Annotated in this window: 18 protein-coding genes; 10 read left to right on the forward strand and 8 right to left on the reverse strand. The window is 68.5% G+C overall.

The window, feature by feature from the left end:
• Window positions 1-396 carry a Zn-ribbon domain-containing OB-fold protein gene (locus P1K31_RS16660; protein ID WP_276306439.1) on the forward strand — a complete coding sequence of 132 codons (396 nt, stop codon included), beginning with the start codon at window positions 1-3 and terminating at the stop codon, window positions 394-396.
• A 118-nt stretch (window positions 397-514) separates the two neighbouring features.
• Here the strand turns inward: P1K31_RS16660 and P1K31_RS16665 are convergent, their stop codons facing one another.
• Window positions 515-2,521 (reverse strand): TRAP transporter permease, encoded by a 2,007-nt coding sequence (locus tag P1K31_RS16665; protein ID WP_379794613.1) that lies wholly within the window; start codon window positions 2,519-2,521, stop codon window positions 515-517.
• A 34-nt stretch (window positions 2,522-2,555) separates the two neighbouring features.
• Window positions 2,556-3,503 carry a TAXI family TRAP transporter solute-binding subunit gene (locus P1K31_RS16670; protein ID WP_276306441.1) on the reverse strand — a complete coding sequence of 316 codons (948 nt, stop codon included), beginning with the start codon at window positions 3,501-3,503 and terminating at the stop codon, window positions 2,556-2,558.
• Window positions 3,504-3,952: 449 nt separating this feature from the next.
• On the opposite strand from P1K31_RS16670, the gene P1K31_RS16675 reads away from it, so the two are divergent.
• Window positions 3,953-5,350 carry a M20/M25/M40 family metallo-hydrolase gene (locus P1K31_RS16675; RefSeq protein WP_276306442.1) on the forward strand — a complete coding sequence of 466 codons (1,398 nt, stop codon included), beginning with the start codon at window positions 3,953-3,955 and terminating at the stop codon, window positions 5,348-5,350.
• 99 nt (window positions 5,351-5,449) lie between these two features.
• The gene (locus P1K31_RS16680) at window positions 5,450-7,075 is read left to right on the forward strand and encodes a gamma-glutamyltransferase family protein (protein ID WP_276306443.1); all 1,626 of its coding nucleotides are present in this window, start codon (window positions 5,450-5,452) and stop codon (window positions 7,073-7,075) included.
• Window positions 7,076-7,146: 71 nt separating this feature from the next.
• Here P1K31_RS16680 and P1K31_RS16685 read toward each other — a convergent pair whose 3' ends face one another.
• Entirely contained in the window at window positions 7,147-7,584 is a 438-nt protein-coding gene (locus tag P1K31_RS16685; protein ID WP_276306444.1) for a universal stress protein, read from the reverse strand.
• A 283-nt stretch (window positions 7,585-7,867) separates the two neighbouring features.
• Between P1K31_RS16685 and P1K31_RS16690 the strand changes: the two genes are divergently transcribed.
• On the forward strand, window positions 7,868-8,713 hold the full coding sequence (locus tag P1K31_RS16690) for a beta-keto acid cleavage family enzyme (protein ID WP_276306445.1): 846 nt from the start codon (window positions 7,868-7,870) through the stop codon (window positions 8,711-8,713).
• A gap of 71 nt (window positions 8,714-8,784) precedes the next feature.
• Here the strand turns inward: P1K31_RS16690 and P1K31_RS16695 are convergent, their stop codons facing one another.
• Window positions 8,785-8,967, reverse strand: coding sequence for a hypothetical protein (locus P1K31_RS16695; protein ID WP_276306446.1), 183 nt, complete (start codon window positions 8,965-8,967; stop codon window positions 8,785-8,787).
• 106 nt (window positions 8,968-9,073) lie between these two features.
• On the opposite strand from P1K31_RS16695, the gene P1K31_RS16700 reads away from it, so the two are divergent.
• The 3 genes from P1K31_RS16700 to P1K31_RS16710 all read left to right on the forward strand — a co-directional run bounded on the left by P1K31_RS16700 (window position 9,074) and on the right by P1K31_RS16710 (window position 13,113).
• The gene (locus P1K31_RS16700) at window positions 9,074-10,468 is read left to right on the forward strand and encodes an FAD-binding oxidoreductase (protein WP_276306447.1); all 1,395 of its coding nucleotides are present in this window, start codon (window positions 9,074-9,076) and stop codon (window positions 10,466-10,468) included.
• A gap of 114 nt (window positions 10,469-10,582) precedes the next feature.
• Window positions 10,583-11,815 carry a mandelate racemase/muconate lactonizing enzyme family protein gene (locus P1K31_RS16705; protein WP_276306448.1) on the forward strand — a complete coding sequence of 411 codons (1,233 nt, stop codon included), beginning with the start codon at window positions 10,583-10,585 and terminating at the stop codon, window positions 11,813-11,815.
• Between the two features lie 110 nt (window positions 11,816-11,925).
• On the forward strand, window positions 11,926-13,113 hold the full coding sequence (locus tag P1K31_RS16710; RefSeq protein WP_276306449.1) for a M20 family metallopeptidase: 1,188 nt from the start codon (window positions 11,926-11,928) through the stop codon (window positions 13,111-13,113).
• A gap of 93 nt (window positions 13,114-13,206) precedes the next feature.
• On the opposite strand, the gene P1K31_RS16715 is transcribed toward P1K31_RS16710, so the two are convergent.
• Entirely contained in the window at window positions 13,207-14,685 is a 1,479-nt protein-coding gene (locus tag P1K31_RS16715; protein WP_276306450.1) for a CoA-acylating methylmalonate-semialdehyde dehydrogenase, read from the reverse strand.
• A 179-nt stretch (window positions 14,686-14,864) separates the two neighbouring features.
• Between P1K31_RS16715 and P1K31_RS16720 the strand changes: the two genes are divergently transcribed.
• A complete protein-coding gene (locus tag P1K31_RS16720; protein ID WP_276306451.1) occupies window positions 14,865-16,190 on the forward strand; it encodes an aminotransferase family protein in 1,326 nt (441 codons plus the stop codon).
• Between the two features lie 163 nt (window positions 16,191-16,353).
• Window positions 16,354-17,358: an ornithine cyclodeaminase family protein gene (locus P1K31_RS16725; RefSeq protein WP_276306452.1), complete on the forward strand. Its 1,005-nt coding sequence runs from the start codon at window positions 16,354-16,356 to the stop codon at window positions 17,356-17,358.
• A 255-nt stretch (window positions 17,359-17,613) separates the two neighbouring features.
• Here P1K31_RS16725 and P1K31_RS16730 read toward each other — a convergent pair whose 3' ends face one another.
• The 3 genes from P1K31_RS16730 to P1K31_RS16740 all read right to left on the reverse strand — a co-directional run bounded on the left by P1K31_RS16730 (window position 17,614) and on the right by P1K31_RS16740 (window position 21,296).
• Window positions 17,614-18,810, reverse strand: a complete 1,197-nt coding sequence (locus P1K31_RS16730; RefSeq protein ID WP_276306453.1) for a 3-hydroxyacyl-CoA dehydrogenase — start codon at window positions 18,808-18,810, stop codon at window positions 17,614-17,616.
• A gap of 184 nt (window positions 18,811-18,994) precedes the next feature.
• Entirely contained in the window at window positions 18,995-20,242 is a 1,248-nt protein-coding gene (locus P1K31_RS16735; RefSeq protein ID WP_276306454.1) for an MFS transporter, read from the reverse strand.
• Window positions 20,243-20,321: 79 nt separating this feature from the next.
• Window positions 20,322-21,296, reverse strand: a complete 975-nt coding sequence (locus P1K31_RS16740; protein WP_276306455.1) for an LLM class flavin-dependent oxidoreductase — start codon at window positions 21,294-21,296, stop codon at window positions 20,322-20,324.
• A gap of 102 nt (window positions 21,297-21,398) precedes the next feature.
• Here P1K31_RS16740 and P1K31_RS16745 point away from each other — a divergent pair, with 102 nt between their 5' ends.
• Window positions 21,399-22,565 (forward strand): enolase C-terminal domain-like protein, encoded by a 1,167-nt coding sequence (locus tag P1K31_RS16745; protein WP_276306456.1) that lies wholly within the window; start codon window positions 21,399-21,401, stop codon window positions 22,563-22,565.
• Window positions 22,566-22,640: the final 75 nt, after the last annotated feature.

A 22,640-nucleotide genomic window follows, 5' to 3' on the forward strand; every position in this document is an offset into this window, starting at 1 on the left:
ATGGACCCGTACACGCGACCGTTCTGGGAGTCCCTCCGGGACGGGACGTTCCTGATCCACGCCTGCGAGAGCTGCGAGGAGCGCTTCTTCCCGCCGAGCCCGATCTGCCCGCGCTGTCACTCGACGGACGTCGAGTGGACGGAGGCGGCGGGTCGGGGGACGCTCTTCTCGTTCACGCGGACCCACGCCACGGCGGCGGCGTTCGACGACGAACTCGTCGTCGGGGTCGTCGAACTGGACGAGGGGCCCCGACTGCTCGCACCGATCGACGAGTCGTACGACGCCCTCACGATCGGCGACCGCGTCGCCGTCGAAGCCACCGAGTACGACGCCGACTACGACCGCGGCTGGCTCGAGGGGTATCCGTTCTTCGCGGCGAGCGTCCTCGAGGACTGATCGACTTCCTTTCGTTCCTTCGTTCCTCTCGCGGCCGAGGGGGCCGTGGCGGCAGTCGCGTTCGATACCGAGAACGGAGACGAACACGGAGACGAACGGACCGGAGGTCGATCCGCCGCTAGTCCTCGGCGGGGGAAGCGGCGTCAGCCGCGAACTGTCGGCTGACCCGTTCGCGGATCGGCTTCCGGAGCTGGATCGTTATCAGCCCGAGGATGCCCGCGACGCAGCCGAGGCGGATCAGGATGTCCGGATAGACCATCGCGAGGAACCCGAGTACGAAGAAGAGCCCCTTGACGGGGAATTTCACGAGAGGGCTCTCGTGGAAGAACCGACCGTAGTAGTTGAGGCCGTGAGAGATGCCCAGCGCGCCGAACAGTGCGATGACTCCGGAGAGGAACGTTTCGAGCCCGAAGCCACCGACGACGAGTTCGGGGTTGTAGATGAACGCGAACGGCAGGACGTAGATCGGCGCGGAGATCTTCAGCGCCTCGTGGGCCGTCCGCCAGAAGTTGCTGTTGGCGATCCCCGTCGCGACGACGACCGCGATCGCGATCGGCGGCGTCAGGCCCGACAGGATCGCGGCGTACAGCACGAAGAAGTGTGCGGCGAGGTCCGGGACGAAGAACTGCTGGATCAACGCCGGCGCGATCAACGCCGCAACGATGACGTACGCGGCGACGGTCGGCATTCCCATCCCCAGGACGATCGAGATGACCATCGCGAGGACGACCGCGTTCAACATGACGCCGCCGGAGAGGTCGAGCAGAGCCAGCGAGAGGACGCCCGGGATGCCCGACGCCTCGAAGACGTCGACGACGCCGTTGATGGCCGCGATGATGATCGCGATCGGCGCGAGGATCATCGCGCCCTCCCTGAAGCCGTTCGCCGCGTCGCCGAGCAGCGTCACGAACTCGGACCCCAGGTCACCGCTCTCCGTCGCCGTCTGCAGTAGTGGGAACGTAAAGCCGGTGACGACCATCGCGACGACGGTGTACAGCGCGGCCGTGAGTACCGTGTACTGGAGCACGCCGAGCATGTAGATCAGGATCGCGAACGGGATGCCGAACCGGACACACTGGATCACGAACTCCCTCTGGGACATCCGCTCGTCGAACTGGCTCTCGACGTCGATCTTGGCCGTCTTTCCACGGAGCTGTCCGATACCCTTGTAGTGGACGGCGATGGTGACGGAGCCGTAGAAGATCATCGCGGGAATGACGCCCGCGACGATCACGTCGAGGTACGTGATACCGAGCAACGAGGCCATCACGAACGCCGCCGCGCCCATGATCGGGGGCATGATCTGTCCGCCGGTCGAGGCGACGGACTCGATCCCACCTGCGGTCTCGCCCTTCATCCCCGTCTCCTTCATCAGCGGGATCGTGAACGAACCGGTGATCGCCGTGTTCGCCGCCTGACTGCCGGTGATCGAGCCGATGATGATGCTCGAGGTCACCGCCGAGAGTGCGACGCCGGATCGGACGAAGTTGGCCGACCGGAGACCGATCCGCATGATGAGGTCGAACGCCCCGAAGCCGCGCATCAACCCCGCGTACAGCAGGAAGAGAGCGACCCACGTCGCGATGATCCGGGAGATCGATCCGTAGACCCCCTGGAAGTCCAGGACCATGATGCTCATCATCCGATCGACGCTGAACCCGCCGTGACGCAGGATCCCCGGAGCGAGGTCACCGTAGAGCCCGTAGAGCAGCACGCCGACGATCACGGCGAGGAACGTGAGTCCGTAGGCCCGATACGACAGGTAGAGGATCACCAGGAAGAACGCCGTGGCGATCGCGTACTCGCGGGGCAACGCCGTACCGACGCGAACTCGCAACAGTATATCGTAGAACGCGATCATGTACGCCGTCGTTCCGGCAGTCACGATGGCGGAGAGGGAGAGCCCCACCAGCTCCAGCGTCTCCCCGTCCTCGTACGCCTCGATGAGCTCGTTCCCGAGATACACGAGGATGATAGAACCCAGGAAGATGACGGTGAACAGGATCCGCTGGATCCCCTGCGTGAACGCGTAGTACAGGACCCAGACCCAGGTGATGATCGCTAATCCCGTTACTACGTCGTTGGCGAGCTCCAACCGGCTCCTGTTCGAGATGGAATATACCATTATGTCTGTGATCGGTGACGGGGGTTCCGGGGTGCTATTCGTCGCCGCGGGTCCAGCTGTCGTCCCAGACGCCGTTCTCCTCGTACCAGTCCGCCGCCCCGGGGTGAATCGGGATCTCGTCCGTGTGGGTCAGCGCGAACGTGAAGTTCGACGGATCGGACCAGTCGAGGATCGTGGGGTTCGCCTCCTGCATCGACTTGTAGTTGTTGTGGCAGATCTCCATCAGGTCGTAGATGGCGTCCGCGGGGATGTCCGGGCTGAAGTAGTACGGGTAGGTCTCCGTCCACGTGTGCTTCGGGAAGTCGCCGCCCTGCACGTCCTGCTCCCAGCCGCCGATCTCGTCGACCTCCTCGTAGCCCGCGCCGGCGAAGTCCTTCGCCGCCTGCACGTACTCGTCGGTCATCTCGATCGCCCTGACGGAGACGCGCGAGTCGATCTCCGACGCCCACGAGGGGAGCTGGGTGTAGTTCGAGGTGTACACGATGAACGCCTCGACGCGCCCCTCGGCGAGCGCGCTCGCCGCCTGGCTCGTTTCGACGTTGACGACGTTCTTCGAGAGTCCCTCCCAGAGACCGGCCTTGCCGTACATCTCCTCGGTCATGGCGCGTAGCCCCCATCCGGCGGGGAGGCAGTAGACATCCCTCCCGGGGAGATCGTCGGTGGTCTCGATGTCGCTGTCCTCCAGGGCCATCCAGTAGAGGTTCAGCGAGAGGTGACCGAACCCCAGCTGCGGGAAGGTGTCGACGTTGTCCGGCGGCGCGAACGGGCCCGTCTCGGAGAGCGCCTGGTTCATGATGTAGTTCCCCGCGGAGTAGGAGTTGATCTCCCCGTCGGCGTACAGCCGGATCGACTGGGGGTCACCCCCCGCGTCCTGGGTGATGAAACTGAGGTAATCCGACTGCTGACTTACTACCCGCTGAATCGCCTGCGAGTTCCCGTACGTCGACGATCCGGAGGACGACGAGCCGACGGTCAGGTCCACCGGTTGTTGACCGCCACCTCCGCCACCGCCACCGCCGCCTCCGCCACCTCCGCCGAGACAGCCCGCAAGTGATAGAGCTCCGACCCCAGCCGCTCCCCTCAGTACGTTCCTACGTGTCTGTCTGCCATTCTCAGCCATTGTTGTACATGTGATTTGGCCACCGGTATATAATTCTTTCTGTGCCCCACCGACGAGACTCCGACTCTATTGATGGGGGCCCACGACAGGTGTGGACTTCGTCGCGACGCACTCGCAAATCTGATCCGGTAGGCTACCACGGCCGCTCGAATACCGCGGTTCGAGAGGCGTCTCGTCCCCTCGCGTAATAAAACGGTGAAGGGACGAGAGAGTGAGACACTAGAACTTTGTACTCCACCGCGGTATCCGCTGCGTGTCATGAACCAGAGTACGACCGCCGTGGTCCGATCGCCCCGGAGCGTGACCGACCGATGACGGTCTCGGAGCCGTGCGCGTTCCTCGAGCGTCACGACGAACCGTTCCTCGACGACCTCCGGTCGCTGCTCGCCCAGCCGTCGATCAGCGCGACCGGGGAGGGGATCGACGACTGCGCGGCGGTGGTCAGGGAGTCGTGTCTCGAGTACGGGTTCGACGGGGCGGAGATCGTCGAGACCCCGGGGCGGCCGGCAGTCGTCGCCCACGCGTCCCCCGACGGCGAAGCGGACGACGGCGGACCGAAGGTGCTGCTCTACGGCCACTACGACGTCCAGCCGGCGGATGCCTCGGAGTGGCGTTCGCCGCCGTTCGAACCGACCGTCCGCGAGGGACCCGACGGCGAGCAGCGCCTGTACGCGCGCGGTGCCGGGGACAACAAGGGACAGTGGTTCGCTCACCTCTGTGCGGTCCGAGCGCTACGCGAGACGACGGGACTCCCGACCGACGTGACGCTGCTCATCGAGGGCGAGGAGGAGAGTGGTAGCGAACACCTCGAGTGGCTCGTCCGCGAGCGGCGCGAGGAACTCGACGCGGACCTCGCGTTCGTGGCGGACGGGCCGATCGACCCCTCGGGCCGACCGCACGTGCTGCTCGGCTCGCGCGGGTTGCTCTACGTCGACGTCGAGGCGACCGGGGCGAATCGCGACCTCCACTCGGGGAACTTCGGCGGACCGGTCCCCAACCCCGCGAGCGCGATCGTCGAACTGCTCGCGTCGCTCCGGGACGAGGACGGGCGGATCGCGCTCGAGGGGTTTCAAGACGACGTGCGTCCGCTGACCGACCGCGACCGCGAGGTGCTCGAGGCGATCCCGCTGGACGAGGAGGCGGTGAAGGCCGACCTCGGCCTCTCCGCGCTCGCTACGGACCCCGGCGAGGGGTACGTCGAACGGCTGCTCTGCCGCCCGAACCTGAACGTCGCCGGACTGACCGCCGGCTACGACGGCGAGGGCATGAAGACCGTGTTACCGTCGCGAGCCCGGGCGAAGATCGACGTCCGCCTGGTGGCCGATCAGGACCCCGACGCGGTCTTCGAGTCGCTCTCGCGTCACGTCGAGGAGCGAGCGCCCGCAGGTGTCGACGTGACTATCGAGCGCGTCGCGGCGATGGCCCCCCAGCGTACGCCGGCGGACGACCCCGTCGTCGAGCCGGCGATGCGAGCCGTCCGCGAGGGGTGGGGCGAGGAGCCGATTCTCAAGCCCTCTCTCGGCGGCTCCGTGCCGACGTACGTCTTCGCGGACACCCTCGACGTCCCGTGTCTGGTCGTCCCGTACGCTAACGCCGACGAGAACAACCACGCCCCCGACGAGAACATCGCCCTGTCGTGTTTCCGGGCAGGCGCACGAACGACCGTCGCGCTGCTCCGGGAACTGTCGGAGACAACGCTCGAGGCGTAGCGTCGAACGCCTCGGACGCGTCCACTACGCTAGCCCCGACGATTCAGTGCCGCGTGATGACATACCAACGCTTTAGTCGAGGCCCGTCGATCCGTTCCCATGGACCGGACGCCAGATTTAGACCGATTCACGTCACGACGCTCGACGGTGTACGCGCCGCACGGCGTCGTCGCGACGAGCCAGCCCCTCGCTGCGGCGGCCGGCGTCGAAGCGCTCCGCGAGGGCGGAAACGCGTTCGACGCCGCCGTCGCCACTGCGGCGGCGCTGAACGTCGTCGAACCCACGAGCACGGGCCTCGGCGGGGACGTGTTCGCGCTCTACCGGACCGCCGACGGCGAGATCGGCGCGCTTCGAAGCTGCGGGGGCGCGCCGTCGTCGGCGACGCTCGGGGACGTCCGCGAACGGGTGGCCGAGACGCGCGACGTCGCCCCCGAGGCCGCAGAGATGCCCGAGTACGGACCGCTCACGGTGACCGTCCCCGGAACGGCCCGCGGCTGGGAGCGAACCGTCGAGGAACTCGGCGAGCTGAGCCTCGCGCGGGCGCTGAAGCCGGCGATCGGGTACGCGACCGACGGCTTTCCCGTCTCGGAGATCATCGCCGGCCAGTGGGCCGAGGCAGCCGACGTCCTCCGCGGCGAGAACGCGCGGTCGGCGTACCTCCCCGGCGGTCGCGCGCCGACCGTCGGCGAGCGCGTCCGCCTCCCCCGGCTCGGCGAAACGATGCGGCGGATCGCCGGCGAGGGCGCCGACGTCGTCTACGAGGGCGAGATCGCGGACGAGATCGTCTCCGAGGTCCGATCGCGGGGCGGGTTCCTCTCGCACGACGATCTCGCGTCGTTCGAGCCGGAGTTCGTCGAACCCGTCAGCACGACCTACGGGAGCGCGGAGATCTACGAACTCCCCCCGAACAATCAGGGGATCGTCGCGCTCGAGGCGCTCAACATCGCCGAGGCGCTGGACGCGGGTGCGTACCCGGCCGACTCGCCGGAACGGATCCACCTCGCCGCCGAGGCGACGAAGCGCGCGCTGACCGACGGCCTCCACCACGTCACCGATCCCGAGTTCGAAGCGATCCCGGAACTGGCGTCGAAGTCGTACGCCGGCGATCGGGCCGCGGAGATCGACGCGGACGCGACGGCGGCCGTCGACGTCGGGTTCCCGAACGACCGCGTCGAAGGTGCCGACACCGTGCTGTTGACGGTCGCCGACGAAGCGGGGAACGTCGTCTCGTACATCAACTCCCGGTTCAAGGACTTCGGCAGCGGCGTCGTCGCCGGTGACACGGGCATCGCCCTCCAGAACCGGGGGAGTTCGTTCTCGCTCGACCCCGACCACCCCAACCGCTTCGAACCGGGCAAGCGGCCGTTCCACACGCTCATCCCCGGCGTCGCACGGCTCGACGAGGACGACTGGGCGGCCTTCGGCGTGATGGGCGGCTACATGCAGCCCCAGGGCCACCTCCAGGTGCTGATGAACCTCATCGACGACGGGATGTCTATCCAGGAGGCGCTCGACTTCCCGCGCTGGCGCTACCAGGTCGACGGCCAACTTGCCGTCGAGGGGCGGTTCGACGGCTCGGTGCTGACGAAACTCGCACGGCGCGGTCACGAGGTCCGGGTCATGCCGCCGCTGCACTTCGGCGGCGGCCAGATCACGCGCAACGCGGGCGGAACGCTCTCCGGCGGCACCGATCCGCGGAAGGACGGGGTGGCGATCGGGTTCTGAACCCGCTCGAGGCGCACTCGGGATCGAACACTCGGCGGGAGCGCGACGGAGCGACCGGCTCCGCGTCGTCCCTAGACGATCGTGACCGGCCGATCGGCGTTGAGGATGACGTCCTGGGTGACGCTGCCGAACACCGCCTTGCCGACCGGCGACCGCTTCCGGCCGGGGACGACGATGGCGTCCGCGTCGACCGACTCGGCGTAGTCGACGATCTCCTCCGCGGGGTCGCCGTGACGGCGAACGAGTTCGACCGCGACGCCCGCCTCGACGAGGTGATCCTGAACGGTCACGGCCGAATCGGGGAACTCGTCTTCGTCGTAGAGGTCTTCGGACCGGACGTTCCCGCCGTCGTCGACCGCCTTGAACTCCTTGAACACGTTCACGACCGAGACGGTGATCCCGCCGAGGTCCGCGTTGAGGCCGGACTCGTCGCCGAGACCCGTGACGAACCGTGCCGCGGCCGCCGCTCGCGTCTCCTCTTCGTCCACCGGAATGACGATGTGGTACATGCGCTCTCGGTAGGGTTCGGCCCCCTAGTATATGAATCGTACGCGCAGATCCCCGAACGGCGCTGACCGCGGGGCACCCACTGGCCGCGGCGCGACGGATCGGGATCGGCGGGCAGTTCGGGCGGATCGCTGGCGACCGCGAGGTCGCGTCCCGCCGTCGTGGTACCGACGACCACGGGACGGGGAGCCGGCTCACAGTCACCCTCCGGCTGACTCTCCGCGGCCGACCGTCCACGGCGCGTCCAGTAACGCTTTCGTGGTGGGCCGTCTGGCAGACGATGAGATGAGCTACCAGAACTACCTCGAGGGCGGGAAGTTGATCCTGACCGTCCCGACGACGGGCGGCGTGCAGGGAAAGGAGGCGAACCCGAATCTGCCGGAACAGCCCGACGAGATCGCGGAGGCGGCCCGGGAGTGCGAGCGACTCGGCGCGGCCATCGTTCACCTTCACGGGCGGGACGAACGCGGCGAGCGCGACGCCGGGCGCTTACAGGAGATCAACGACGCCGTTCGGGATCGCTGCGACGACATCATCATCCAGAACACGACCGGTGGGACGGGCATCCCGCTCGAGCAGCGAGCGAAGGGAATCCGGACCGACCCGCTGCCCGAGATGGCGTCGCTCGACATGGGGCCGATGAACCGGTACCAGCACCTCACCGCCGAGAACACCCGCCACATGATCGACACGCTGGCCGCGGAGATGCAGGAGAAGGGGATCAAACCCGAGATGGAGGTGTTCAACAACGGCCACCTCAACGAGGTGTACCGCCTCATCGAGAGGGGGCTGCTCGACGAACCGTACTACGTCAACCTCATCTTCGGGCCGGGGACGCTCACGCCGCCCACGCCGGAGAACATGGTCAACATGGTGAACAACCTCCCGGAGAACTCGATCTTCAACGTGCTGGCGATCGGTCCCCACCAGCTCCCGCTGACGACGATGGGGATCGTGATGGGCGGGCACGTCCGCGTCGGCATGGAGGACAACCTCTACTACCGACGCGGCGAGCCGGTCGAGAGCAACGCGCAACTCGTCGAGCGCACGGTGCGCATCGCCGACGAACTCGATCGCGACCTCGCGACGCCCGCCGAGGCGCGCGACCTCCTCGGGATTCCGTCCCGGTGACCGCGGGTCCGACCTCGGGGATCGGGACTCGACGGGACTCGACGGGAGTCGGCCGGATCGATGGTCGCCGGTCAGTCGGACTCGGCCTCGCGATAGAACTCGCAGTCGCGCTCGTGGTCGAGCTCGTGGCGGTCGTTGCAGACGTCCGCTCGCATCGGCGAGACGAACCTCTCGACGACCTCGCAGTAGGCGCGTTCGGTGTCGAACGTCCGGTCGCCGTCGGACCGGCGATACGACAGATATGGACACGTCATAGTCCCCCCGAGACGGCCCGCCTACGAATACCTACCGGTGAGGCAGGGTCTCGACTGCCGCCGGGATTGGAGAGCGTTTAAGCGGGTTCGCGGCCCAGGCGGTGTCATGGAGCAGGACCCCGACTCGAACTACGACTGCGCGTTCCTCGACGACGCGATCACCGACGGCCGGGTGGCACACGGAGCGAGCGTGCGCGAACAGTACGCGTCCGACGAGAGCCCGTACCCCGGCCGAGTGCCCGACGCCGTCGTCTGGCCGGCCTCGAGCGACGAAGTCGCGGCCGTCCTCGCGGCGGCCGACGAGCGTCGCGTGCCGGTCACGCCGCGCTCGGGCGGCTCCGGGCTCGAGGGGAGCGCCATCCCGATCGCCGGCGGAATCGTTCTCAGCACGGCCGAGATCGGAGGCGTCGAGGTGTCGCCGGACGACCTTCGGGCGACCGTCGGCGCGGGCGTCGTCTACGACGAGCTGAACGCGCGACTGGCCCCGCACGGACTGCGGTTCGCGCCCGGGATCTCGAGCGGCGACGTCGCGACGATCGGCGGCATGGTGGCGACGAACGCGAGCGGGTTCAACGCGGTCCGCTACGGCGAGACGCGCGACCACGTCCGCCGCCTCGAGGTGGTCACCGCCGACGGGCGCGTCGTCGAGTGCGGCAGGGACGTCGTCAAGACGTCCGCGGGGTACAGTCTGAAGGACCTCTTCGTCGGTAGCGAGGGGACGCTCGGCGTCGTCACCGAGGTGACGCTCGGGCTGGTCGGCATTCCCGAACACCGCCGGGCGGCGCTGGTGACGTTCCCGTCGCGGGCCGACGCGTCCCGGGCCGTCGCGGACGCGATCGGCTCGGGGCTGGTCCCCGGCGCGATCGAGTTCATCGACACCACGTCCATGAAGATGCTGAACGCGTATCACGACGACGTAACGTTCGCCGAGCGGCCGACGCTGATCATCGAGTTGCACGCGAACAACGGCGGGATCGAGGAGGATCTCGCGTTCGCGAGGGCGCTCTGCGAGGACCACGGGATGCGCTCGTGGGAGGCGGCGGACGAGGAGAACCTGGACGATATCTGGCAGGCGCGCCGCGACAAGTACCACGCCACGAAAGCGTACCGCGAGGACTGGGACGTCGCGCTGGTCGGCGACGTCGTCGTACCGATCTCCAGCTACCCGGAGATCGTCGAGGCGGTCGCTCGGGCCAGCGACGACCTCGACCTGCTGACCGCCTGCGTCGGTCACGCCGGGGACGGGAACCTCCACTTCACGTCGCTGGTCGACCCCGACGACGGGGAGATGGTCGAGCGGGCCCGCGAGTTGAACGAGCGCGTCGTCCGGACGGCGATCGGGCTCGGCGGCAGCGCGACCGGCGAACACGGCGTCGGCATCGGGAAGCGACAGTTCATGGACGAGGAGCACGGTCCGGCGATCGACCTCATGCGCTCGGTCAAGCGGACGCTCGATCCGAACGGCATCCTGAACCCCGGTAAGGTGCTCCCCGACGCCTGAGGCCCGTCGTCGCGGCACGACCCGCGCGATCGGCGGGATCGTCGCCGGGCGGGTCGTGTCAGCTTCTCGCCCCATAACTTGATGTGACGACTCGAGAGAGGGATACGCGATAGCATGTACTCGGACTTCGCGGCGCGGCTCGCATCGAGCATCTGGCCGGACTTCGGTCGAACGCCGGATCGGTCGACCGAGACGCCGGAGATCACCGGCCTGTCGACGGTCGTCGTCGACGGCAACTTCCCGTGGACGATCGTTCGCCTCGAGACGGACGCCGGCGTCACGGGGATCGGCGAATCGTATCCCTCCCCCGGCGTGCACGAGGTGATCACGGACTACTTCGAGCCGGTCCTCGTGGGCGAAAACCCGCTCGACGTCGAACGGCTCTACCACCTCATGCGCGAGAGCCTCTCGGGGCGAGGGTCCCAGCAGGGGATCGGCACGATCGCGATCAGCGGCATCGAGATCGCGCTCTGGGACGCCGCCGGGAAGGTCCTCGGGGTGCCCGTGTATCAGCTCCTGGGCGGCAAGATGCGCGAGGAGGTCCGCGTGTACGCGGACTGCCACGCCGGCGAGGGGATGGTCGAGGCGGCGCTCAACGAACAGCCCGGCGAGACCTACGAGGCGGCGGCCTACGCTCGGTCGGCGCGGGCGGCAGTCGACGACGGCTACGAGTTGATCAAGTTCGACCTCGACGTGCCGTCGGGCCGGGACGTCGACACGCTCGCGCGGCACTTCGACGGCCCGGAGATCGAACACAAGCGCGGGCTGGTCGAGGCCGTGACCGAGGAGGTCGGGGACGAGGCGGAGGTCGCCGTCGACCTGCACTGGAACTTCAGCGTCGAGGCGACCGAAAAGCTGTGTGCGGCGCTCGAACCGTACGACCTCGCGTGGATCGAGGACCCGCTCCCGCCGGAGAACGCGGACGCGCTGGCGACGCTCAACCGGCGCGTCGAGCAACCGCTGCTCACGGGGGAGAACCGCTACGGTCGCCACGGCTTTCGCGACCTGATCGAGAAGGAGGCCGTCTCCTTCGTCGCGCCCGACGTGCCGAAGACCGGCGGCATCGCGGAGACGAAGAAGATCGCCGAACTGGCGGACACCTACTACCTGACGACGTGTCCGCACAACATCGGCAGCCCGGTCGCGACGATGGCGGGCGTCCACGTCGGCGCGACGGTCCCGAACTTCCTCGCGCTCGAGTTCCACGCCCGCGACGTGCCGTGGTGGGACGACCTCGTCGCGTCCGACGAGCCACTCATCCGGGACGGGCGGATCGAAGTCCCCGACGAGCCGGGGCTCGGCATCGAACTCGACTGGGACGTCGTCGAGGAGCACCGAAGGGAGTAAGGCTGGCTTCGACCCGACCGTCCTCCGCCGTCTCGACCTCGGACGGCGACCGGGGGTCGGCGCGCAGCCGGGGCGGAATCCTTTTTACGGCTACCCGAAATGGTGAGGTCATGGATAGCATATCACAGGAGGACGTACAGCGACTCGTCGCGGCGCTCGTGAGCATCGAGACGGAGAATCCGCCGGGGAACGAGCGGGCGTGCGCGGAGTACATCGTCGACTGGTTCGCCGATCGTCGAATCGACGCGGACCTGATCGAGGAGCCGTACGAAGACCGGCCGCAGGTCGCCGTCCGAATCGGAGACGGCGATCCGACGCTCGTCCTCAACGGCCACATCGACGTCGTGCCCGCAGGTGACCGAGCGCAGTGGACCCACGACCCCTACGGAGCGGCGGTCGTCGACGGATCGCTGTTCGGTCGAGGGAGCGCCGACATGAAGACTGGCGTCGCGATCGGGATGCTGGCGACCGCCCGTCTCGCGCGAGCGATCGAGTCCGGCGAACTCCGGGGGTCGATCGTGTTTCACGCGGCGATCGGCGAGGAGACCGCCGAACCCGGGACGAGAACGCTGCTCGAGCGGGGATACGACGGCGATTACGGCGTCGTGCTCGAACCGACGGGGCTTCGGACGGCGACGAGCGAGAAGGGCCTCGCGTGGTACGAGATCCGCGTCACCGGCGCTCCGTCCCACGCGAGCAGACCGGACCAGGGGAGAAACGCCGTCCTCGACGCTCGTCCGGTACTCGACGCGCTCGCCGAGTACGACGCGGACGTCCGGGAGCGGGAGGACGACCTCGTCGGGCGGGCATACTCGACGGTGACGATGTTCGAGGCAGGGACGAAGGAGAACGTACTCCCCGAGGCCGCGACGATCACGGTCGATCGGCGGTTCCTCCCGGACGAGGAGATCGACGAGATCGACGCGGAGATCGACGCGCTGCTCGCGGAGGTGGAATCGAACCACGGCGTCGAGACCTCGTGGAGGCGGACCCGGACGTACGAGTCCGCGGAGATCCCCGCCGACAGTAGCCTCGCGGACGTCTTCCGGCGGCACTCCGCGGACGTCGACGACGTTCCGGCCGAGCCGTGGGGGATCGAGGCGTCGACGGACGTTCGAAACTTCGTCAACGACGCGGGGATCGAGGCGATCACCTGGGGTCCGGGCGACATCACGCAGGCGCACACGTACGACGAGCACGTGGATCTCGAAGCCGCTACGAGCGGCCTCCGGGCCCTGCTCGGGGCGTCGCGGGAGATCCTCTCCGGCGATGCGGAGACGGAATCCTCACGCGAGTAGTCGTCACGACCGTAGTTCGCGTCGAACGTCCGTGCGCGTGATTTCGGGGGCGTCCCCGTTCGAACGACGCGAGCGGCCCGCGACTATCGCTGTTCAGGCCTCCGGCCAGCGCTCGATGTAGATGGCCTTGTCGGTGTAGAAGTGGATCATGTCCTCGCCCTGCGCGTGGAGGTCGCCGAAGAAGGAGTCCTTCCAGCCGCCGAAGTGGAAGAACGCCATCGGGGCCGAGGTGCCGACGTTGACCCCGAGATTGCCGATCTCGCCCTCGTGTCGGAACTTCCGGGCGTCCGCGCCGCTCCCCGTGAACAGGCTCGCGGCGTTCCCGAAGCGACTCCGGTTCATCCGTCCGAGCGCCTCGTCGAGGTCCGCGACGGGTGCGAGACCGAGTACCGGACCGAAGATCTCCTCCCGGGAGATGACCATGTCCTCGGTGACGTCGCCGAAGACCGTCGGGCCGAGGAAGTTGCCGCCCTCGTGTCCCTCGACGGTGACGTCTCGGCCGTCGAGCAGGAGTTTCGCACCCTCCTCGACGCCGGTCTGGACGTAGTTCCGGACCGTCTGCTCGTGTTCGGGGCTGATGAGCGCCCCGATGTCGGTCTCCTCCTCGAGGCCGTAGCCGACGACCTGCGAGGCGGCCTCCTCGACGACGAGGTCGGCGAACTCGTCGTACACCGACTCCTCGACCAGGGCGACGTCGTTGGCGAGGCACCGCTCGCCGCCGCACGCGAAGGCCGACGAGACGGTCTTCTCGGCGGCGAACTCGAGGTCGGCCGTCCCTGTGACGACGATGTGGTTCTTCGCGCCTCCCTGGGCCTGGACGCGCTTGCCGTGTTTCGCCGCGCGCTCGTAGACGAGCTTCGCGACGGGCGTCGAGCCCACGAACGAGATCCCCTCGACCCCCTCGTGGTCGAGCAGCGCGTTGACGGTGTCGGGACCGCCGTTTACGAGCTGGAGGACGCCGTCGGGAAAGCCCGCCTCGTCGACGAGTTCGAACAGCCGCTGGGCGACGAGCGGGTTCTGCTCGCTGGGCTTGAGGACGAAGCTGTTGCCCGTCGCGACGGCGTAGGGGAGGAACCACAGCGGGATCATTCCGGGGAAGTTGAAGGGCGTGATCGCGGCGAAGACGCCGAGCGGCTTTCGAACCGCGCTCTCGTCGATCCCGGGCGCCGCGTTCAGCAGGGTGCCGCTCTGCATCATCGACGGAATGCCGCAGGCGACCTCCACGTTCTCGATACCGCGACGCAACTCGCCCCGGGCCTCCGCGAGGGTCTTGCCGTGATCCCGGACGAGCAGCGCCGCGAGGTCGTCCTGGTGATCCTCGAGGAGGCTCTTCAGGCGGAACAGCGGCTGGATCCGCTCTTCGACCGGTCGCGCCGACCACGCGTCGAACGCCTCGCTCCCGGCGCGAACGGCCTCGTCGACGTCGCCGGCGGAACTGAACGGGACCGTCGCCAGCGTCTCCCCCGTCGCCGGGTTCACGCTCGTCGACTCGTCGCCCGAGGCGTCCCGCCAGTCACCGCCCACGTAATTTCGTACCCTACCGCCCTGACCGATCGACTCTAGCTCGACCATGGGGTGGCTATCGTGACCGCCAGGATAATATCTTCGGTGATAGCGGCTACCGTTCGAGATGCGGCGGGCGGGCACCCCGTCGTGGCGACGACCGCCGACGCGTCGATAGAGACTATCGACCGCCGAGGCGGGTGCCGACAACAGCAAGTTACTTACTCCGATACCACGACGCACGAACCATGCCACACAGTTCCGCGAAGGAGGACACCGATGCGCAGACGTCCATCCCCCACTGGTACGATCCCTCGTCGACGGGGGTAACGATCACCGACGGCGACGGCTCGCGCGTCGTCGACGACGAGGGGACGGAGTACCTCGACTTCGTCTCGCAGCTGTACTGCGTCAACGCCGGCCACGGAAACCGGGCCATCGTGAACGCGATGATCGAGCAACTGGAGCGCGTGCAGTACGTCTCGTCCGCGAAGCGGACGCCGGCGCGAGCGGAACTGAGCGACGACCTCGTCGCGGTCGCGCCCGACTCCCTGTCGAACGTGATGTTTTCCGTGTCGGGGAGCGAGGCGAACGAACTCGCGGTCACGATCGCGCGCGACTACGCGGACGCGCCGAAGGTGCTGTCCCGGTGGCGCTCCTACCACGGCTCGACCTACGGCGCGGGGAGCATGACCGGCGACCCGGCGACGCGCGGACCGCTCGAGGCGCACGCGTCGACGACGGGCGCGGTGAAGTTCCTGCCGCCGATGACGTACGGGTCGCCGTTCGACGCGGAGACCCCCGAGGAACTCGCCGCGGCCGCGGCCGACCACCTCGAGTTCGTCATCCGAAACGAGGGGCCGGAGACGATCGCCGCGATCCTGACCGAACCGATCGCCGGCACCAGCGGCGCGTACACGGCGCCGCCGGGATACTTCGAGCGCGTCCGCGACCTCTGCGACGAGTACGAGATCCTCCTGATCGTCGACGAGGTGATCACCGGGTTCGGTCGCTGCGGCGACTGGTTCGGCATCCAGACGGAGGGCGTCGAGCCCGACCTGCTCACGTTCGCCAAGGGCGTGACGAGCGCGTACGCGCCGCTGGCGGGCGTGATGATGCGCCCGGAGATCGCGGAACGCGTGCGATCCGGCGGCTTCGACATCGGACAGACGTTCGGCGGGCACCCCGTGAGTTGCGCCGCCGGCGTGGCCGCCCTCGCCGAGTACGACGACGGGCTGATCGAGAACGTCCGCGCCACGGAGGGCGCGTTCGCCGACCGTCTCTCCGCGCTCGAGCGCGAACACGACGTGGTCGCCGACGTCCGGGGACGAGGCTTCCTCCACGCCGTCGAGTTCGCCGATCCGACGACCGGGGAGCCGTTCCACGATCCACGGGTCGACGAGGGCCACAATCCGGTCAAGGACGTGATCGGCGAGGCGAGTAATCGCGGCGTTCTCGTCGGCGGTGGCCGGCCGACGACGCAGGTCATCCTCGCGCCGCCGCTGTGTACGACCGCCGACGAGATCGACACGGCCGTCGAGACGCTCGAGGCGGCGATCGAGGCCGTCTTCTGAGGGACGAGAGACGACCGACGATTCGAACGAGACGGTGATCGACCGGGTGCTGGGAACCGAGCGACCCCCCGCGGGAGATCGAGTCGGACGACGGGCTCGCGGCCGGTTCGGTACCGGGTTCGGACCGTGTGTCTTTTTCTACGTCGCCCGTCTTCCCCGAGGTATGACAGACGCGCTGTTTCTCACCAGCGAGGAAGTTGCCGGTCTCGCCACGCCCGCCGAGTACGTCGACGTCGTCCGCGACGGGTACCGCCAGCGCGGCGAAGGAGCGCCGGCCCTGCCGCGACAGACCTTCCGTCGGGAGGACCCCGAGGGGAAGCTCACCAGCTACTCGGCAATCCTCCCCGAGACGGGGGCGATGGGCGGCTACACGTACACGTCGGGGTTCAGCGGACCCGACGCCTGGTTCGTGACGCCGCTGTTCGACGCCGAGAGCGGCGAACCGCTCGCGCTCGTCGACGGTGCCAGCATGAACCCGTTCAAGACCGGGGCTGCCGGCGCAGTCGCCGTCGACGCCCTCGCCCGAGACGACGCGAGCGACCTCGCCGTCATCGGCAGCGGCGCCCAGGCGCGCGGCCAACTCCACGCGACGGCGACCGTCCGCGACTTCGAGTCGGTCCGGGTGTTCTCGCCGACCCGCGAGAACCGGGAGGCGTTCGCCGCGGAGTTCGACGACCACCTCGACGCAGCCGTCGAGGCGGTCGACTCGAGCGGGGCCGCCGTCTCGGGCGCGGACGTCGTGATCACGGCGACGAAGGCCGCCGATCCGGTCTTCGACGGCGAGGACCTCGCACCCGGCGCGCACGTGACGGCGATGGGCCAGTACACCCCCGGCCGGCGCGAACTCGACGCGACGACCGTCGCGCGGTCGACGTACGTTCCCGACCTCCGCGACCGTGCGACCCAGGACGCGGGATCGTTCCTCGCCGCGCTGGAAGCGGGCGTCGTCGACGAGGACCACGTCCACGCCGAACTCGGCGAGGTAGTCGCGGGGGTCGCCCCCGGCCGGACGAGCGACGACGAGATCACGGTCTTCGACAGCGGCGGGACCGGCATCGAGACGGTCGCGGCCGCCCACATGCTGTACGAGAAGGCACGCGACGAGGGGCTCGGTACGGCACTCTCCGTCGCGCCCGCCAGCGAGGCGCTGACCGGCCGGCTGCCGTAGGGCGAACCGCGAACGCCGAGGACGAATACGCGCCGGCGATCGATGACCGAACGCGAGCGGGCCGTCGGTCGTCGAGGGGGGCGAACACCGGTCCTGCGACGTCCGAAGCGCCCCCATCGACGAATCGGATCTCGACGCGCGATCCGACCTCGACGTCCGCCGACGGTAACCTCGAACGGGTGAGTCGGCACCGGTGTTCCCGTGTCGAGCGGACGGTGCGAGCATCCGTCGGGAGCACGAGCGTCCGGAGCTGTTCTAGTGGAACGTCTCGCCGCTCTTCGCCTTCTGTACGAGCAGGTCGCACGGGAGCGTCTCCGCGAGCTTGTTCGTGTCCTCGTGGCGACTCGCCACCTCGGTCAGTTTCCGCACGACGGCATCGGCGCCGACCTCGTCGGCCTTCTCCAGCGGTCCCATCGGCCAGTTACCGCCGAGTCGAGCGCCGGTGTCGATATCCTCGGCAGTGGCGACGCCGTTTTCGACCATCTTGGCGGCTTCGTTGACGATCGGCGCCCACACCGACAGCGCGTCGAAGCCCTGCCCGGCGTCGACCGGGATGCGGGGTTCGTCGCGTTCGTCGTACTCGTAGTAACCGGCGTCGGCTTTCCGGCCGTATCGCCCCTTCTCGTAGAGCTGGTGGAGGAGCGGACAGACCTCCGTGTCGTAGGCCATCGGTCGGTCGTCGGTCAGGTGATCCCCCTCGCCCTCGACGCGGATCTGGATGCCGCCCGTGAAGTCCGCGAGTTCGAACGGCCCCATGGGGAAGCCCTCCCCGTACTTCATCGCCGAGTCGATCTCCTCGAACGAGTGTTCGCCCCGGTAGGCCATCCACGCCGGCTCCTCGCCGTACGGCCGCATGAGCCGGTTGACGATGAACGAGGGGATGTCCATCCGACAGCGGATCGGCGTCTTCCCGAACGACTCGACCAGCGACTCCGCGGTGTCGGCCACGCCGTCCGGCGTGTATTCGGTCATGATGACCTCGACCAGCTCCATCAACATCGGCGGGTTGAACCAGTGGGTCCCGATCACGCGCTCGGGATCGGCGGTCGTCTCGGCGAGCCGGGTGATGTTGAGCCCGGACGTGTTCGTCGCGAGGATGGCGTCTCCGGGCGCTGCCGCGTCGAGATCCGCGAAGATGTCCTCCTTGACGGCCTGCCGTTCGACCGCCGCTTCGGTGACGAAGTCCGCGTCTCCGACGGCGTCGTCGAACTCGGTGGTGAAGGTGAGCCGCCCGAGCGCGGCGTCCGTCTCCCCCTCGGTCGCGCCGCCCTTCTCGACGTGCTTCCCGTACGACCACTCGACCCGCTCGGCCGCCTCCTCGAGTTGCGACTCGTCGATATCGGTGATCGTCGTCTCGTACCCGGCCAGCGCCGCGACGGCGCCGATTCCGCGCCCCATCTGTCCCGCACCGACCACCGCCACGGTCTCGATGTCGTCGATAGTCACGACCATGTCCGCCTCGTTTCCCGGATATCGTATAAACGTATGGGGGACCGTTTCCGTACTACCCCGCTCCACACCCGGCTCTCGCGTCCCCGTGAGTCGGGGCGTACTCCTCGCGGAATTCGACTTCGACGGCCGCACCGTCCGGGGGTAGCGCGCCGCATCTATCGGCCTCCGCGACGTAACGGATCCGTTATGGGTACTCCGTCACTGCGTGAGACTCCGGTGCCACCCACGAGAGGAGCACCCCGAACGCGGTCAGGATCGTCGCGTAGGCGAACGCCGGCAGGTAGCCGTCGGTCCATCCGATGAGCGCACCCGTGATCAGGGGGGCCGAGAACGCCCCCGAGATGCCCGCCGACGTCACGAACGCCAGCGCCGTCCCCGAGATACTCGTCTCGACGACCTCCTGGACGTAACTGTACACGACGCCGAACGTGAGCTGGATGATGAACCCGGCGGCGACCAGCGCCGCGACGACGACCGCGAGCCGCCGCGTCCACCCGATGAGGACGACCAGCGGCAGCGAGATCAGGAAGGACGCCTGGAGCAGGGGGACGCGGCGCTGGTCGAGGAGCCGATCCGAGACGAGACCGCCGCCGGCCCGGGACAGCACGCCCATCGCCGGGAACACCGCCGTCAAGAGACCGCTGAACTCCGCCGACAGCGCGAACTCGCGGCCCAGATACGTCGGCATCCAACTGTTCATGAACAGGTAGTACGAGTACGCGGCGAACGCCATCGCGGACCCGTACCACACCACCGGATGACGCAGGACCGTCGCGAAGTTCGCCCGCATCGGCGCGGCGTTCGTCGTCGGCTCGACGCCGAGGCGGCGGATCGAGACCGAGATCGGTCCGATCACGAGCGCGGCGACGGCGCTCATCACGAGGAAGTTCGCGGGCCAACCGGCCCTCGCCGTGACGACCGGCCCGAACAGTTGCCCGAGCGCGAACCCGGCCGGCGCACTCGTGACGAAGATGCCGATGGCCGTCCCGCGATTAGCACCCGAGACGGCGCTCCCGAGCAGGTTCGTCGACGCCGTCCAGACCACGCCGACCGCGACGCCGGCGACGAGGCGTGACGCGAGCAGGGCGTCGAACGACCCTCGACGGCCCGCCGACCAGCTCCAGAGCCCCGCGAGGGTGATGACCGCGGCCCCGATGGCTATCGTTCGATGATCGCCGAGTCGGTCGATCCAGACGCCGAGTGCGAAGTTCGTGAGCGCCCACGTGGCCGGCACCGCGCTCACGAGCCAGACGGCCACGGCGGGCGCGACCCCGAGGTCGCCGGCCACCTGCGAGAGGACGCTCGCAGGTGCCACGACGTAATAGTGGGCCGCCGCCGTCAGGAGCCACGTTCCGACGAGACACCCGATGAGCGCTCGTTCGGCGACCAGCCTCGTACCGGCAGCCCGCATCCGAAGCGCCATCGAGGACATACGGGGAGATCCGGCGCGTGGATCATAAAGGTTCCATCCGTACCGCCGCGAGGGTCGGTCGTACCGCCGAAGCGACGCGTCAGGCGACGATATCGGCGAACCGGCGCAGTTGCTCGCGCTGGTCGGTCGCCGTGAATCGGGTGACGAACGTCTCCACGCCAGCGTCGGCGTAGCGCTCGAGGTGGTCCGCGACGACCGACGGCGGGCCGAACGCGCCGCGTCGTCGGATGTCGTCGTCGCTCAGCTCGCCCCAGGAGGGGTAGTACCGGTCGAGGAAGCCCCGCGCCTGCTCGATCGCGGCCGCTTCGGTCTCCGCGATCACGACGTCCTGGTAGTAGGCGGCGTCGAAACCGGCGGCGTCGCGGCCGGCGTCGTCGACGATGTCGCGCGCCCGCTCGATCCCGGCGGCGTACATCTCGGGCGACATCCCGATCGGGAGCCAGCCGTCACCCCGGGCGGCGATGCGGTCCCGTATCCGGGCCGGAAACCCGTCCCTGGGGTCGAACGTCGCCGACGCGACGTAGACCGGCGGCGGACTCCCACAGGGGCGGATCCCGACGTCGGCGTCGCTCAGTTCGAAGAACTCGCCGTCGACGGAGACCGGCTCGTCGCCCCAGAGCCCCTCGACGATCTCGAGTCCCTCGTCGAGTACCGCCCCGCGGCGGTCGTAGGGGATGTCGAGCTGGTCGTGTTCCGTCGCCACCCCCGCTCCGACGCCGACGCCGACGCCGAGCGCGAGGCGGCCGCCGCTGACCAGATCGACCGTCGCCGTCTGGTGGGCGACGTGGACCGGATTCCGGAGTTGAGGCAGGTAGACCGCCGTTCCGAGGGTGACCGACTCCGTCGCGCCCGCCACCGCGGCGAGGGTCGACAGCGGCTCGAGCCGCGGCTTCGCCAGGACGCTGTCGCCCGCCCACACGCCGTCGAAGCCGAGCGCTTCGGCTCGACGAGCGAGACCGATCACCTCCGATTGCACGCGGGCGGCCTGCTCGAGTGAGTCGTCGGAAGACAGTACGACGCCGCGGGTCGGCAACACGAACCCGTGCGATACCATGTCGCACCCTTCTCGAGGCACCGTCCTAACCCTTTGCGTTCGAACGGCGTATCACCGCGATGCAAAGCCATTTGGGGCCGTTCGCCGTGTGCTGGCGTATCGATGGCACCCACGATCACGCGCATCGAGTCGATCGAGTTCGGCTACGACCTCCCGGACGTCGGCTACGCGCCGAACGGTTTCAGCGTCGTCTACGAACCCGGCGCGACCACCGAACGACGGCTGTTCGCCCTGCGGGTCCACACCGACGAGGGGATCGCCGGCGAGTACGTCGGCGGCAATTCGCCCGCGGCCGCGCAGCTCAACATGGTCGCCGACTACCTGGTCGGGAAGAACCCGCTCGAACGCGAGCGCCACTGGAGCGCCCTCAAGCGAGCCCTGCGAAAGTACGACTGGATGGGGATGGGACCGATCGACATCGCGCTGTGGGACTTCGCCGGCAAGTACCGCGGTGCGCCGATCCACGAACTGCTCGGCACGTACCGCGACTCCTTTCCCGCCTACGCCTCGACGTATCAGGGAGACAGGAACGGCGGGCTCGACTCGCCCGAGGCGTACGCCGACTTCGCCGAGGAGTGTCTCGAGATGGGGTACCCCGGCTTCAAGATCCACGACTGGGGCGGCGACTGGACGGACCCCGAGGAGACGGTCGAAACCGTCCGCGCGGTCGGCCGCCGCGTCGGCGACGAGATGGACCTGATGCTCGATCCGGCGTGCAACCCGGTCACGTTCGCCGACGCGCTGAAGATCGGGAGGGCCTGCGACGAGGCCGACTTCCTCTGGTACGAGGACCCCTATCGCGACGGCGGCGTCTCCCAGCACGCCCACCGCAAACTCAGACAGCACCTCGAGACGCCGCTCCTCCAGACCGAGCACGTCCGCGGGCTCGAACCCCACACCGACTTCGTCGCGGCGGAGGCGACCGACTTCGTGCGGGCGGATCCCGAGTACGACGGCGGGATCACCGGCGCGATGAAGATCGCTCGCGTCGCGGAGGGGTTCGGGCTGGACTGTGAGTTTCACGCGCCGGGGCCCGCCCAGCGCCACTGCCTCGCCGCCACCCGCAACACCAACTACTACGAGGTGGCGCTCGTCCACCCCATCTGTCCGAACACCCAGCCGCCGGTGTACGCGGACGACTACTCGGACATGCTGGACGCGGTCGACGCGGAGGGCCGCGTGCGGGTGCCGGACGGGCCGGGGCTCGGCGTCGAGTACGACTGGGACGCGATCGAATCCCGCGAGGTCGGGCGGCGAACCTACGGGTGAGCGGTAGCGTCCGCCCACGGACGCTGCGCCGACCGGCGGAGTGAGGACTCGCGGTCCGCGGAGTACCGGGTCCGA

Origin of the sequence: Halomarina halobia (assembly GCF_029338575.1) — an archaeon.
Lineage (GTDB): Archaea > Halobacteriota > Halobacteria > Halobacteriales > Haloarculaceae > Halomarina > Halomarina halobia.

Bases quoted from the DNA above. Each gene is read 5' to 3' on its own strand.
- P1K31_RS16660 (WP_276306439.1), top strand. From the start codon at position 1: ATGGACCCGTACACGCGACCGTTCTGGGAGTCCCTCCGGGACGGGACG.
- P1K31_RS16675 (WP_276306442.1), top strand. From the start codon at position 3,953: ATGACGGTCTCGGAGCCGTGCGCGTTCCTCGAGCGTCACGACGAACCG.
- P1K31_RS16700 (WP_276306447.1), top strand. From the start codon at position 9,074: ATGGAGCAGGACCCCGACTCGAACTACGACTGCGCGTTCCTCGACGAC.
- P1K31_RS16730 (WP_276306453.1), bottom strand. From the start codon at position 18,810: ATGGTCGTGACTATCGACGACATCGAGACCGTGGCGGTGGTCGGTGCG.
- P1K31_RS16665 (WP_379794613.1), bottom strand. From the start codon at position 2,521: ATGGTATATTCCATCTCGAACAGGAGCCGGTTGGAGCTCGCCAACGAC.
- P1K31_RS16720 (WP_276306451.1), top strand. From the start codon at position 14,865: ATGCCACACAGTTCCGCGAAGGAGGACACCGATGCGCAGACGTCCATC.
- P1K31_RS16680 (WP_276306443.1), top strand. From the start codon at position 5,450: ATGGACCGGACGCCAGATTTAGACCGATTCACGTCACGACGCTCGACG.
- P1K31_RS16710 (WP_276306449.1), top strand. From the start codon at position 11,926: ATGGATAGCATATCACAGGAGGACGTACAGCGACTCGTCGCGGCGCTC.
- P1K31_RS16745 (WP_276306456.1), top strand. From the start codon at position 21,399: ATGGCACCCACGATCACGCGCATCGAGTCGATCGAGTTCGGCTACGAC.
- P1K31_RS16725 (WP_276306452.1), top strand. From the start codon at position 16,354: ATGACAGACGCGCTGTTTCTCACCAGCGAGGAAGTTGCCGGTCTCGCC.
- P1K31_RS16740 (WP_276306455.1), bottom strand. From the start codon at position 21,296: ATGGTATCGCACGGGTTCGTGTTGCCGACCCGCGGCGTCGTACTGTCT.
- P1K31_RS16685 (WP_276306444.1), bottom strand. From the start codon at position 7,584: ATGTACCACATCGTCATTCCGGTGGACGAAGAGGAGACGCGAGCGGCG.
- P1K31_RS16715 (WP_276306450.1), bottom strand. From the start codon at position 14,685: ATGGTCGAGCTAGAGTCGATCGGTCAGGGCGGTAGGGTACGAAATTAC.
- P1K31_RS16735 (WP_276306454.1), bottom strand. From the start codon at position 20,242: ATGTCCTCGATGGCGCTTCGGATGCGGGCTGCCGGTACGAGGCTGGTC.
- P1K31_RS16695 (WP_276306446.1), bottom strand. From the start codon at position 8,967: ATGACGTGTCCATATCTGTCGTATCGCCGGTCCGACGGCGACCGGACG.
- P1K31_RS16690 (WP_276306445.1), top strand. From the start codon at position 7,868: ATGAGCTACCAGAACTACCTCGAGGGCGGGAAGTTGATCCTGACCGTC.
- P1K31_RS16705 (WP_276306448.1), top strand. From the start codon at position 10,583: ATGTACTCGGACTTCGCGGCGCGGCTCGCATCGAGCATCTGGCCGGAC.